Raw genomic sequence first — 13,160 nt, forward strand, 5'->3', positions numbered from 1 at the left:
CCGGTCACCCCCATCCCCACACCCCCCCGACAGCGCTGGTGTGGGGGGGCGCGGGGCGGGTGTGGAGCGCGGGCGGGTGGGGCCCGGGCGGCGCCCCCCCCCCCCGGGCCCTTCCGGCCGACGGGTGTCAGCCCATGAACTTCTTGAACTCGTCCGGCAGCTCGAAGTCCTGCGGGGCCTGGCCCGCGCCCGGCAGACCGAAGGCGCCGCCCTGCTGGGCCTGCTCGCGCTTCGCCTGGGCGGCCTGCTCCTCGGCCTTCCGCTTCATCGGGTTGCCGCTCTTGCGCTTGCCCTTGGCCTGCTTGATCTGCTTCTTCTGCCGGCCGGGGCCGCCGCCCATGCCCGGGATGCCGGGCATGCCGGGCAGGCCGCCGCCCTGGGCCATCCGGGACATCATCTTGCGGGCCTCGAAGAACCGCTCGACCAGGCCCTTCACGGCGCTGACCTCGACGCCGGAGCCCTTGGCGATGCGGGCGCGGCGGGAGCCGTTGATGATCGTCGGGTCCTGGCGCTCGGCCGGGGTCATCGACTTGATGATGGCGGCGGTACGGTCCACGTCCCGCTCGTCGATGTTGGCGATCTGCTCCTTCATCTGCCCCATGCCGGGCAGCATGCCGAGCAGCTTGCTGATGGAGCCCATCTTGCGGACCTGCTCCATCTGGGCGAGGAAGTCGTCCAGGGTGAAGTCCTGGCCCTTCTTCGACGCGAGCTTCGAGGCCATCTTGGCGGCCTCTTCCTCGTCGAAGGTCTGCTGGGCCTTCTCGATGAGCGACAGCATGTCGCCCATGCCGAGGATGCGGGACGCCATGCGGTCCGGGTGGAACGCGTCGAAGTCGTCCAGCTTCTCGCCGTTGGAGGCGAACATGATCTGCTTGCCGGTGACGTGCGCGATGGAGAGCGCGGCACCACCGCGGGCGTCGCCGTCGAGCTTGGAGAGCACGACGCCGTCGAAGCCGACGCCGTCGCGGAACGCCTCGGCGGTGTTGACCGCGTCCTGACCGATCATGGCGTCGACGACGAAGAGGATCTCGTCGGGGCTGACGGCGTCGCGGATGTCCGCGGCCTGCTGCATCAGCTCCTGGTCGATGCCGAGACGGCCGGCGGTGTCGACGACGACGACGTCGTACAGCTTGGTGCGCGCGTACTCGATCGAGTCCTTGGCGACCTGGACCGGGTCGCCCACGCCGTTGCCCGGCTGCGGGCCGTAGAAGGCGACGCCGGCGCGGTCGGCGACGACCGAGAGCTGGTTGACGGCGTTGGGGCGCTGGAGGTCGCAGGCGACGAGCAGCGGCGAGTGGCCCTGCCCCTTCAGCCAGAGACCGAGCTTTCCGGCGAGGGTGGTCTTACCGGCACCCTGGAGACCGGCGAGCATGATCACGGTCGGCGCGGTCTTGGCGAACCGCAGCCGGCGGGTCTCGCCGCCGAGGATGCCGATGAGCTCCTCGTTGACGATCTTGATGACCTGCTGGGCCGGGTTGAGGGCCTGCGAGACCTCGACCCCGGTGGCACGCTCCTTGACCTGCTTGATGAAGGAGCGGACGACCGGAAGGGCCACGTCCGCTTCGAGCAGGGCGATCCGGATCTCGCGTGCGGTGGCGTCGATGTCCGCCTCGGACAGACGGCCCTTGCCGCGGAGGTTCTTGAAGGTCGCTGCAAGGCGGTCGGAGAGGGTATCGAACACGGCGGTCGCGGATCCTCGGTGTCGTGGGCGGTCGGATTGCCCTCCAGGGTATCGGGCCGTCCGGAGAGTGTGGCCCCGCCCGCCCGATCCGGCGTCCGGAGACGGGGCCGGGGCCTCTCACCCCAGCGCCTCCTCCAGCGCCCTGGCCAGGTCGATCGCCTCCTCGTCCGGCAGGAGGGAGCCGTCCGGCCTCGTCACGTACAGGGTGTCCACCGCGTTGGCGCCCAGGGTCGAGACGTGGGCGCTGCGCACCCGGACCGCCGCTCCCTCCAGGGCGCGGCCGATGCGGTGGAGCAGGCCGGGGGCGTCCTGGGCGCGGACCTCCAGGACGGTGGCGAGGCGGGAGTCGGCGGGGGCGACGGTGACGCGCGGCGGCGGGGCCTGGACGCCCCGGCGGCGCGGATAGGCGGCCTCGCGTTCGGCGAGCCGGGCGGGGATGTCGAGGGAGCCGTCGAGGGCGCGGAGCAGGTCGGCGCGGAGCCGGTGGCCCTGGGGCAGCGAGCCGTACTCGGCGGCGACCCGCCAGTCCAGGACGAGGACGGAGCCCGGGGCGGAGCCCAGCTCCGTGGGGAGTTCCACGGCGCGCAGGTCGGCGGCGCGGACGGTGAGCCGGTGGAGGGCGAGGACGCCGGCGACGGCGGGCAGGACGCCCGGCTGGTCGGGGAGGGCGATGAGGAGCTCGACGCCGACGGGTTCGGGCTCGTCGGGGTCGAGGGGCTGTTCGTCGCGGGTGTGCAGGGCGAGGACCGGTTCGCCGGTGCGCAGCGCCTCGACGGCGAGCCGTTCCTGTTCGGCGCTGGGCGCGGCCGCCTCGGGGTCGGGCAGCGGCTCTCCGGCGAGGACGCCGGTGACGCGTTTGACGAGGTCGGCGACGAGGGAGGCGCGCCAGGCGGACCAGGCGGCGGGTCCGGTGGCGAGGGCGTCGGCCTCGGTGAGGGCGTGGAGGAGTTCGAGGGTGCCGACGGTGCCGACGGCGGCGGCGACGGCCTGGACGGTGGCGGGGTCGTCGAGGTCGCGGCGGGTGGCGGTGTCGACGAGGAGGAGGTGGTGGCGGACGACGGTGGCGACGGTGGCGGTGTCGGTGCGGTCGAAGCCGATGCGGGCGGCGAGGTCGCGGGCGATGGTCTCGCCGGCGACGGAGTGGTCGCCGGGCCAGCCCTTGCCGATGTCGTGCAGGAGCGCGGCGACGAGCAGCAGGTCGGGGCGGCCGACGCGGCGGGTGAGGGAGGCGGCGCGGACGGCGGTCTCGACCAGGTGGCGGTCGACGGTCCAGGTGTGGACGGGGTTGCGCTGGGGGCGGTGCCGGACGCGCTCCCAGTCGGGCAGCAGCCGGGTGACGAGCCCCTCGGCCTCCAGCGCCTCCCAGACGGGGACGGCGGGGGCGCCGGCGCCGAGGAGGGTGACGAGGTTCTCGCGGGCCTCGGCCGGCCAGGGCACCGGCAGCGGCTTGGCGGTGGCGGCGAGCCGCCGGACGGCGTGCGGGGAGAGCGGCAGGCCGTGCTGGGCGGCCGCGGCGGCGGCGCGCAGCGGGAGGGCGGGGTCGCGTTCGGGCCGGGCGGACAGGGCGAGGACGGCCTCGCCGTCCATCTCGACGACCCCCTCGGCGAGCGGGGTGCGCTCGACGGGCGCCTTCTGTCCGGCCCGGGCGCCGAGGAGCGAGCGGAGCCGGGGGCGGGCGGAGCGGGCCTTGAGGACGCGGCCGACCTCGCGCCAGGTGACGTCGGAGGCGTACGTGACGGTGCCGGCGGCCTCGTACACGCCGCGGAGCAGGGTGTCGGCGTCGAGGAGGCCGAGTTCCTTGGCGACGGCGTCCTGTTCCTGGAGGGCGAGCCGGTCGGTGGCGCGGCCGGTGGCCAGGTGGAGGGCGTCGCGGGCGTCGAGGAGTCGGCGGCGGGCGGTGTCGAGGCCGTCGCGGGGGGCGTCGGCGAGCCAGGAGGCGGCGACGGCGCGGAGCGCCTGGGCGTCGCGGAGGCCGCCGCGGGCCTCCTTGAGGTCGGGTTCGAGGAGGAAGCGGAGTTCGCCGGAGCGTTCGGCGCGGTCGCGGCAGAGCTCGGCGAGTTCGGGGAGGCGGCGGACGGCCTGGTTGCGCCAGTCGGCGAGGACGGTGGAGCGCAGGGCGGCGGCCAGGGCGGTGTCGCCGGCGAGCGGCCGGGCGTCGAGGAGGCCGAGCTGGACCTTGAGGTCCTCGGCGGCGGTGGCGCGGGCCTGGGCGGGGGTGCGGACCGAGTGGTCGAGGGCGAGCCCGAGGTCCCAGACGGGGTACCAGAGGCGGTCGGCGAGGGCGGCGACCGCCTCCTTGGGGGCGCTGCCGTCGTGGAGCAGGAGGAGGTCGAGGTCGCTGCGCGGGGAGAGCTCGGCGCGGCCGTAGCCGCCGACGGCGACGAGGGCGACGCCCCTGGGCGGTGCGGCGGCGGCGAAGAGTCCGGCGAGCCAGTCGTCGGTGAGCCGGGCGAGGGCGGCACGGCGCTCGGGCCCGGTCCGCGCCCTCTCCTGGAGGAGCCGCAGCCGGTCCGCCGCGTAGTTCCCTCCCCCGAGGTCTCGGCTCCGCTCGACCGGGAGGGACCCCCCTCCCTGCTCTTCGGTCGCGTCCTGCGGTTCGGAGGTGGTCACCGGCGGCTCCTTCGCTCGGGGGCGCTCTGCGGGGGCGGCGGGGTCGTGCCGAAAGGGGTACGGCTCAGGGGTACGGCCTCCGGGGCCGGAGGCCGTACCCCTGGAAGCCGTACCCCCTCGGGTGCTGCTCCTAGAGCGCGTCGGGCCCGCGCTCGCCCGTGCGGACGCGGACGGCGGTCTCGACCGGCACGCTCCAGACCTTTCCGTCACCGATCTTGCCGGTGCGGGCGGCCTTGACGACGACGTCGATGAGCTGTTCGGCGTCCTCGTCCTCGACCAGCACCTCGATGCGGATCTTGGGGACGAGGTCGACGGTGTACTCGGCGCCGCGGTAGACCTCGGTGTGGCCGCGCTGGCGGCCGTAGCCGCTGGCCTCGGTGACGGTCAGGCCGTGCACCCCGAACGCCTGGAGCGCCTCCTTGATCTCGTCGAGCCGGTGCGGCTTCACGACCGCGGTGATGAGCTTCATGCGTCCACCTTCTTGTTCTCCGTGACAACCGGGGCGGTGACGGCGGTGCTGCGCCCGGAGGTGCCGCCGCCGGCTCCGCTGAAGTCGTAGGCGGTCTCGGCGTGCTCGACCTGGTCGATGCCGGAGACCTCGTCGTCCTCGCTGACCCGCATGCCCATGGTCTTGTCGATGATCAGGGCGAGGATCGCGGAGACGACCAGAGAGTAGGCGAGGACGGCGAAGACGCCGACGGCCTGCTTGCCGAGCTGGTCGAGGCCGCCGCCGTAGAAGAGGCCCTTGGCCTCGGACTGGACGCCGCCGGTGGCGAAGAAGCCGACGAGGAGGGAGCCGAGGACACCGCCGACGAGGTGGACGCCGACGACGTCGAGGGAGTCGTCGTAGCCGAACTTGTACTTGAGGCCGACGGCCATGGCGCAGACGAGACCGGCGATGGCGCCGATGGCGATCGCGCCGAGCGGGGAGCAGGAGCCGCCGGCGGGGGTGATGGCGACGAGGCCGGCGACGGCGCCGGAGGCCGCGCCGAGGGTGGTGAAGGAGCCGTGGCGGAGCTTCTCGTAGGCGAGCCAGGCGAGCATGGCGGCACCGGTGGCGACCTGGGTGTTGACGAACATCACGGCGCCGACGCCGTCGTCGTTGCCGAGCCACGAGCCGGCGTTGAAGCCGAACCAGCCGAACCAGAGCAGACCGGCGCCGAGCATGACCAGCGGGAGGCTGTGCGGGCGCATCGGGTCCTTCTTGAAGCCGACCCGCTTGCCGATGACGAGGATGACGCCGAGGGCCGCGGCACCGGCGTTGATGTGGACCGCCGTACCGCCGGCGAAGTCGATGACGCCCAGCTCGAAGAGCCAGCCGCCCGCGCCCCAGACCCAGTGCGCGACGGGGAAGTAGACGACCGTGACCCACAGGGTGATGAAGAGGGCCCAGGCGGTGAACTTGACCCGGTCGGCGAGGGCGCCGCTGATCAGGGCGGGGGTGAGGATGGCGAACATGAGCTGGAAGACGGCGAAGACGTACACCGGGATGGTGTAGCCGTCCCAGAGCTCGGTGACGCCGATGCCGCTGAGGCCGAGGTAGTCGGAGGACCAGCCGACGATGCCGCCGGTGTCGGTGCCGAAGGCGACGCTGAAGCCGTAGAGCACCCACAGGACGGTGACGATCCCGAGGCTGATGAAGCTCATCATCAGCATGTTGAGGGTGGACTTGACGCGGACCATTCCTCCGTAGAAGAAGGCCAGGGCCGGGGTCATCAGCATGACCAGGGCGGAGCAGATGAGCATGAACCCGGTGTTGGCGGCGGACAGCTCGGGGGCGTCTGCTGCCAGGGTCGTGATGGCAGGTGCCATCGGCGTCTCCTCGTCGTCGGATGCGGCCTGTGCGGGGCGGGGCCGGCGGTGAGCGGCGGCCTGAGGGGTGGCCGGTTATGGGCCAGAGATTCGCGCAGCGCGGTTTCCGACGATGCCGCTCGATGTTTCGGCGCAGTGACGAAGGGCGGGGGCGTGTTACGCGACCGTGAACGCCCGGGTCACGGGGAGGTAACGGGCGTACTCTCCCGGTCCGGCGGGCGGCGGGCGGACGGTCCGGGACGTGGACCGGCCGCGCCGGCGTCCGTGTGTCCTGTGCGGCGGGGGAGCCGAGTCGGGCAGTACGGGACGTCCGGCGCGGCCGGGGTGCGGGGGCTCGCGGGAGCGGCCGGGCCGGTCAGACGGCCTCGGCGGACTCGGGCAGGAGCAGGGTGAGCCGGTCGGTGAGGTCGACGACCTCCGCGACGTCGCCGAAGTCGCGGGCGGCGGTGTCGACGGTCTTGCGGAGCCGGTTGTTGACCCGCTCGGAGCGGATGGAGCGGGCCACCCCGAGGGCCTTCCCGGCGAGCACGACGGACTGCTCGGGCTCGCGCTTGAGCAGGTGGACGGTGGCCATGCCGATCAGGTTGAGGGCGTACGACCGCTGGTGGTCGGGGTCCTTCTCGAAGAGCTCCACGGCCCGCTCCATGACGGGCTCGGCCAGCGAGGCGTAGGTCGGGGAGCGCCCGGCGACATAGGCGAGGTCGCGGTAGGAGTGGGAGTTCTCGCCGTTGAGCTCGGCCTCGGTGAAGAAGCGGATCCAGTCGGGCTCGGGACCGCCTTCGAGGGTGGCGTCGGCGAAGGTGTCCTCGGCCATCCGCACGGCCCGCTTGCACTTGGAGGGCTGGCCCATGTTGGCGTAGGCGCGGGCCTCCATCGCATACAGCATGGCCTGGGTGCGCGGGGTGGCGCACTCCCGGCTGCCGTACTGGGCGAGGTGGATGAGTTCGAGGGCGTCGTCGGGCCGGCCGAGGTGGATCATCTGCCGGCTCATCGAGGACAGGATGTACGAGCCGAGCGGCTTGTCGCCGGCCTCCTTGGCGGCGTGCAGGGCGAGCACGAAGTACTTCTGGGCGGTGGGCTGGAGGCCCACGTCGTAGCTCATCCACCCGGCCAGCTCGGCGAGTTCGGCGGCGACGGTGAAGAGGCGCTTGGCGGTGGCGGCCGGCTGGGACTCCTGGAGGAGGTCGGTGACCTCGTGGAGCTGGCCGACGACGGCCTTGCGGCGCAGTCCGCCGCCGCACTGGGCGTCCCACTTGCGGAACATGGCGGTGGTGGATTCGAGCAGGTCCAGCTCGATCTCGGAGAGCCGGTGGGGGCGGCGGCCGTCGGGGGCGGGCTCGCCGGGGACGGGCTCGCCGGCCGGGGTGGGCACCAGCCAGCGCTGCATGGGCTCGATGAGGGCGGGTCCCGCGGCGAGCTGGAGCGAGGAGCCGAGGAAGCCGCGCCGGGCGAGCATCAGGTCGCTGCGGGAGAACTCGCTGAGCAGGGAGACGGTCTGCGGTCCCGCCCAGGGGAGGTCGACGCCGGAGACGGAGGGCGTCTGGTGGGCGGTGCGGAGTCCGAGGTCCTCGATGGCGACGACGGAGCCGAAGCGCTCGGAGAACAGCTCGGAGAGGATTCTCGGGATCGGTTCGCGGGGCTGCTCGCCGTCGAGCCAGCGGCGGACCCGGGAGGTGTCGGTGGAGATGTGGTGGGCGCCCATCTGGCGGGCCCTGCGGTTGACTTGGCGGGCCAGCTCGCCCTTGGACCAGCCGCTGCGCACGAACCACGAGCCGAGCCGCTCGTTGGGGCGCTTGCCGGCATTCGTACCGTCTGTGCCGCTGCCGCCCACTGGAACGCCCCCATCCACCTGATTGCCTGTCGTGCGAACCCCTATCAGAATGCCGCGTCCGGCGGCGCTCCGCTCGGTGTTCCGACTCCTTCGAACGGGAAACCTGGTTGCCTCCGGCATACCCACCCGCGCACGCCCCTCCGGGGTTCGGGTACCGAAAGTAATCCTACGATCACCCCTGCCGTGAGGGCGTTTCAAGAAACGCCACCATTCGCCACCCCTTCGAATGAACTCGCCGGGCGCTCTTCACGATTCACTTGACATGCGACGACCCGGGGTAAGCGCACGGAAGCGCGAAGAGGCGCGCGCCACCGTGCGCACCACCCCGTGCACGACCGAGCGCCACCCTGGGCGACGAACCCCGGGCGTGGCGTCACCGTCCGTGACAGGGGTGTTCCGGGTCGTAACCACCTGCGCGTCCGACCCGTTGGAGGGGGCATGGGCTTCACGATCGGCGGCATTCGTGAGATGCGGTCCGGCTCACGGCGCCGCGCACGCACCACCGAGTGCACAGCGGTGGCCGAGTACACCGGACTCTGGGGCTGGGACGTCCAGCCCGGCGCGCGGGCCGTCTCCGGCCAGTGCTCCTGCGGCGACCGGGCCTGCACGGCTCCGGGCGCGCACCCCCTCTCCTTCGCGCCGCCGGTCCCGGCCGGCGCGGGGCTCGACGACGCGACCAAGGCGTGGTCGGAGTACCCGGGCGCGGCGCTGCTGCTGCCGGTGGGCCGGGCCTTCGACGTGATCGAGGTGGCCGAGGCGGCGGGCCGGCGGGCGCTGGTCCGGATGGAGCGCATGGGGCTGCCGCTCGGGCCGGTCTGTGCGACGCCGACCGGGCGGGCGCAGTTCTTCGTGGCGCCGGGCGCGGCGGCGGAGCTGCCGCGGCTGCTGTACCGGATGGGCTGGGACGACGCGGATCTGGACCTGCACTGTCTGGGGCCGGGCGCGCACATCACCGCTCCCCCGTCGAATCTGGGCGGTCTGGGTCCGGTGCGCTGGCTGCGGCCGCCGACGCTGGACACGGCGGGGGCGCCGCCGCAGGCGCGGCTGCTGCTCGGCACGCTGGCGTACATGTGCCACCGGACGCACGCGTAGGCGTACGGAGGAGGGCCCCCCGCCGGGGGGGGGGGGGGCCGTACGCGTTTTCCCGGGGGGCCCGTGGGCGGGTTAGTAGCCCGGTAAGTCCGCGCTGAAGGGGGCGACCCACGCGGCGGGGGCGGAGGTGCGCGTGCCCGGGCGCGAGCCTCTGCCCCCCTCTCCCCCTGTGGGGGCTGGTGGGGGCGCCCCCACCTGGGGCGGGGGGGGGGCCCTTCCGCGTATGCCGGGGGCGCCGGTCGCCGGTTGAGTCGCCGGATCAGTCGCCGATGAGGGCGTCGACGAAGGCGGCGGGCTCGAAGGGGGCCAGGTCGTCCGGGCCCTCGCCGAGGCCGACGAGCTTGACGGGGACGCCGAGCTCGCGCTGGACGGCGACGACGATGCCGCCCTTGGCGGTGCCGTCGAGCTTGGTGAGGACGATGCCGGTGATGTCGACGACCTCGGCGAAGACGCGGGCCTGGATGAGCCCGTTCTGGCCGGTGGTGGCGTCGAGGACGAGGAGGATCTCGTCGAGCGGGCCGTGCTTCTCGACGACGCGCTTGACCTTGCCGAGCTCGTCCATGAGGCCGGTCTTGGTGTGCAGGCGGCCGGCGGTGTCGACGAGGACGACGTCGGCCTTCTCGGCGATGCCCTCCTTGACCGCGTCGTAGGCGATCGAGGCCGGGTCGCCGCCCTCGGGGCCGCGGACGGTGCGGGCGCCGACCCGGTCGCCCCAGGTCTGGAGCTGGTCGGCGGCGGCGGCGCGGAAGGTGTCGGCGGCGCCGAGGACGACGGACTTGCCGTCGGCGACGAGGACACGCGCGAGCTTGCCGGTGGTGGTGGTCTTGCCGGTGCCGTTGACGCCGACGACCATGACGACGCCGGGGACGTCCTGGGGGCTCTCGGTGTGGACGGTGCGGTCGTAGTCGCCGAGGAGGGCGATCAGCTCCTCGCGGAGCAGGCCGCGCAGCTCCTCGGGGGTGCGGGTGCCGAGCACCTTGACGCGCTCGCGCAGCCGCTCGACCAGTTCCTGGGTGGGGGCGACGCCGACGTCGGCGGTGAGGAGGGTCTCCTCGATCTCCTCCCAGGTGTCCTCGTCGAGGTGCTCGCGGGAGAGCAGCGTCAGCAGGCCCTTGCCCAGCGAGTTCTGGGAGCGGGCGAGCCGGGCCCGGAGGCGGACGAGGCGTCCGGCGGTGGGCTCGGGCACCTCGATCTCGGGCGCGGGGGGCGCCTCGGCGACGACCGGGTCCTCGACGGCGGCGGGGGTCTCGACCGCCTCCTCGGCGGTCGGGAGGCCGACCTCCTCGACGGTGCGGCGTGGTTCTTCCCGCGGTGTCTCCGCCTCGTCGCCGACGTGCGGCTCGGCGGGCGGAGCGGTGATGGTCGGCGTGGTGGACGGCGGCTCGGCCGGCGGCAGCTGCTTCTTCTTGCGACCGCTGATCACGAGCCCGCTGGTCACGGCGACCGCGACGACCAGAGCGATGACTACAGCAAGGATGAGTTCCATAACCGCTCCAGTATCGGCCACGACCCGGTCGGTGACGCAGTACGTACGCAGCGTGGGTCGCGGTTCCGGGCGACCGGCGCCGTTCTCATCTGACGCCCCGTCAGCTATGGTCGCCCCTCGCCGGCAGCCCACCCGCGGAAGGGGACCCCTCATGGCCTTCAGCGTCGTACGGTTCAACCTGGTCGACCCGCGCGCCACCCCCGAGTCCCTGGCGGAGCGGTACCGCGCCGCGCTGGAGATGGCCGCCTACGCCGACGGGCACGGGGTGGACACGGTCCAGACCGAGGAGCACCACGGGGTGGAGAACAACTGGCTCCCCTCCCCCTTCGTCTTCGCGGGCGCGGTCCTCGGCGCCACGCGCCGGATCGCCGTCACGGTCTCCGCGATCATCGGCCCGCTGCACGACCCGCTGCGGCTCGCGGAGGAGATCGCGGTGCTCGACCTGCTGAGCCGGGGCCGGCTGGTGACGGTGGCGGGGATCGGCTACCGGCCGGAGGAGTACGAGGAGCGCGGGGTGGACTGGGGGCGCCGCGGCCGGCTCCAGGACGAGCTCCTGGAGACGCTGCTGGCCGCGTGGACGGGCGAGCCCTTCGCGTTCCGGGGCCGTACGGTACGGGTCACCCCGCGGCCCTTCACCGACCCGCACCCGCTGCTGCTGGTCGGGGGCTCCTCGAAGGCGGCGGCGCGGCGCGCGGCCCGGCTCGGGCTGCCGTTCTTCCCGTCCGCGCACCTGCCGGAGCTGGAGGCGTACTACCAGGAGCGCTGCGCGGAGTACGGCACCGAGGGGTGGACGATGATGCCGGGCCCGGTGACGCCGCTGCTGCACGTGTCGGAGGATCCGGACCGGACCTGGGCGGAGTACGGGGAGCACTTCCTGCACGAGGCGCGGACCTACGCCTCCTGGCAGTCCAAGGACATCCGCTCGGCGGTGCGGTCGGCGGCGACGAGCGTGGCGGAGCTGCGGGCGGAGGGGGTGTACCGGGTGGTGACGCCCGGGGAGTGCGCGGAGCTGGGCCTGGAGAGCCTGGTGCTGCATCCGCTGTGCGGGGGGATGCCGCTGGAGGAGGGGTGGCGGAGTCTGCGGCTGTTCTGCGACGAGGTGCTGCCCCGGCTCGGGGCGTGAGCCTCGGGCCGGGGCAGCCGTCGTGAGGAGAGGGGCAGCGGGGGTTAGCCCATCTCCTCCAACGCCTTGCCCTTGGTCTCCTTGACGTACCGGAGCACGAAGGGGATCGAGAGCACGGCGAAGACCGTGTAGATGACGTAGGTGCCGGAGAGGTTCCAGTCCGAGAGGGACGGGAAGCTGGCGGTGATGGCCCAGTTGGCGATCCACTGGGCGGAGGCGGCGACGCCGAGGGCGGCGGCGCGGATCCGGTTGGGGAACATCTCGCCGAGGAAGACCCAGACCACCACGCCCCAGGAGAGGGCGAAGAAGAGCACGAAGACGTGGGCGGCGACGAGGGCGACGACGCCCTGGGTCTCGGGGAGCTTGCCGTCGACGAGGTCGGCGGAGAAGGCCCACGCCTCGAAGGCGAGGGCGATCGCCATGCCGACGGAGCCGACGAGGGCGAGCGGCTTGCGGCCGACCCGGTCGACCAGGACCATCGCGATCACGGTGCCGATGATGTTGATGATCGACGTGGTGAACGAGTAGAAGAACGAGCTCGACGGGTCGATGCCGACGGACTGCCAGAGCGTCGAGGAGTAGTAGAAGGCGACGTTGATGCCGACGAGCTGCTGGAAGACGGAGAGCCCGATGCCGACCCAGACGATGGGGAGCAGGCGGAAGCGGCTGCCGGGGGCGAGCAGGTCCTTGAAGGTGGACTTGTGCTCGCTGCGCATGGCCAGCTCGATCTCGGCGACGCGGTGGTCGAGGTTGACGTCCTTGCCCTCGACCTCGGCGAGCACCTCCTTGGCCCGGTCGGTCCTGCCGACGGAGATGAGGAAGCGCGGGGACTCGGGGATGGCGAAGGAGAGCAGCCCGTAGAGGAGGGCGGGGACGACCATCACGCCGAGCATCCACTGCCACGCCTCCAGGCCGCCGATCTCGCCGCGCTGGTCGCCGTCGGCGAGCTGGAGGATGCCGTAGTTGACGAGCTGGGAGATGGCGATGCCGATGACGATGGCGGCCTGCTGGAAGGAGCCGAGGCGGCCCCGGTAGGCGGCGGGGGCGACCTCGGCGATGTAGGCGGGGCCGATGACGGAGGCCATGCCGATGGCGAAGCCGCCGACGATCCGCCAGAAGGCGAGGTCCCAGAGGGCGAAGGGCAGGGCGGAGCCGACGGCGCTGATCGTGAAGAGGGCGGCGGAGATCTGCATGCAGCGGATGCGGCCGATGCGGTCGGCGATCCGGCCGGCGGTCGCGGCGCCGATGGCGCAGCCGATCAGGGCGATGGCGATGACCTGGGCGAGGGTCGCGGAGCCGATGTCGTAGCGGTCGCGGATGGCCTCGACGGCGCCGTTGATGACGGAGCTGTCGTAGCCGAAGAGGAAGCCGCCCATCGCGGCGGAGGCGGTGATGAAGATGACATGGCCGAGGTGGTCCGGATGTGCCGCCCTTCCTTCGGAAGGCGGCGGCGTGGGGGCCTGCGCGGTGTCGGTCACATGGACTCCTCGGTGGGGGGACAGCCCTTGCACGTGGCTTCCAGTGG

General features: G+C 73.0%; 9 protein-coding genes. 2 read left to right on the forward strand and 7 right to left on the reverse strand.

The genetic code is table 11. The annotated features are described in order from the left end of the window. Window positions 1-127: 127 nt before the first annotated feature. From ffh to ACFW1I_RS02540, 5 genes are all read right to left on the reverse strand, one after another. The gene (ffh, locus tag ACFW1I_RS02520) at window positions 128-1,681 is read right to left on the reverse strand and encodes a signal recognition particle protein (protein WP_384665343.1); all 1,554 of its coding nucleotides are present in this window, start codon (window positions 1,679-1,681) and stop codon (window positions 128-130) included. 117 nt (window positions 1,682-1,798) lie between these two features. Then, window positions 1,799-4,291, reverse strand: a complete 2,493-nt coding sequence (locus ACFW1I_RS02525; protein WP_384665345.1) for a [protein-PII] uridylyltransferase — start codon at window positions 4,289-4,291, stop codon at window positions 1,799-1,801. A gap of 130 nt (window positions 4,292-4,421) precedes the next feature. Further along, window positions 4,422-4,760, reverse strand: coding sequence for a P-II family nitrogen regulator (locus ACFW1I_RS02530; protein WP_015036464.1), 339 nt, complete (start codon window positions 4,758-4,760; stop codon window positions 4,422-4,424). Further along, window positions 4,757-6,103 (reverse strand): ammonium transporter, encoded by a 1,347-nt coding sequence (locus ACFW1I_RS02535; protein ID WP_384665346.1) that lies wholly within the window; start codon window positions 6,101-6,103, stop codon window positions 4,757-4,759. Before ACFW1I_RS02535 ends, ACFW1I_RS02530 begins: the two co-directional genes overlap by 4 nt. Before the next feature lie 355 nt (window positions 6,104-6,458). Continuing rightward, window positions 6,459-7,934, reverse strand: coding sequence for a hypothetical protein (locus ACFW1I_RS02540; protein ID WP_384665348.1), 1,476 nt, complete (start codon window positions 7,932-7,934; stop codon window positions 6,459-6,461). A 438-nt stretch (window positions 7,935-8,372) separates the two neighbouring features. Here ACFW1I_RS02540 and ACFW1I_RS02545 point away from each other — a divergent pair, with 438 nt between their 5' ends. Further along, window positions 8,373-9,026, forward strand: coding sequence for a bifunctional DNA primase/polymerase (locus ACFW1I_RS02545; protein WP_384665350.1), 654 nt, complete (start codon window positions 8,373-8,375; stop codon window positions 9,024-9,026). Between the two features lie 259 nt (window positions 9,027-9,285). On the opposite strand, the gene ftsY is transcribed toward ACFW1I_RS02545, so the two are convergent. After that, a complete protein-coding gene (gene ftsY / locus ACFW1I_RS02550) occupies window positions 9,286-10,512 on the reverse strand; it encodes a signal recognition particle-docking protein FtsY (protein ID WP_384665352.1) in 1,227 nt (408 codons plus the stop codon). A 151-nt stretch (window positions 10,513-10,663) separates the two neighbouring features. Here ftsY and ACFW1I_RS02555 point away from each other — a divergent pair, with 151 nt between their 5' ends. Further along, window positions 10,664-11,635, forward strand: a complete 972-nt coding sequence (locus ACFW1I_RS02555; RefSeq protein WP_384665354.1) for an LLM class flavin-dependent oxidoreductase — start codon at window positions 10,664-10,666, stop codon at window positions 11,633-11,635. 44 nt (window positions 11,636-11,679) lie between these two features. Here the strand turns inward: ACFW1I_RS02555 and ACFW1I_RS02560 are convergent, their stop codons facing one another. Beyond that, entirely contained in the window at window positions 11,680-13,113 is a 1,434-nt protein-coding gene (locus tag ACFW1I_RS02560) for a sugar porter family MFS transporter (RefSeq protein WP_384665356.1), read from the reverse strand. Window positions 13,114-13,160 lie beyond the last annotated feature (47 nt).

This window comes from Streptomyces sp. NPDC058955 (assembly GCF_042741435.1).
Lineage (GTDB): Bacteria > Actinomycetota > Actinomycetes > Streptomycetales > Streptomycetaceae > Streptomyces.

Coding starts and splice junctions, on each gene's coding strand:
- ACFW1I_RS02530 (WP_015036464.1), bottom strand. CDS start 4,760: ATGAAGCTCATCACCGCGGTCGTGAAGCCGCACCGGCTCGACGAGATC.
- ACFW1I_RS02535 (WP_384665346.1), bottom strand. CDS start 6,103: ATGGCACCTGCCATCACGACCCTGGCAGCAGACGCCCCCGAGCTGTCC.
- ACFW1I_RS02545 (WP_384665350.1), top strand. CDS start 8,373: ATGGGCTTCACGATCGGCGGCATTCGTGAGATGCGGTCCGGCTCACGG.
- ftsY (WP_384665352.1), bottom strand. CDS start 10,512: ATGGAACTCATCCTTGCTGTAGTCATCGCTCTGGTCGTCGCGGTCGCC.
- ACFW1I_RS02555 (WP_384665354.1), top strand. CDS start 10,664: ATGGCCTTCAGCGTCGTACGGTTCAACCTGGTCGACCCGCGCGCCACC.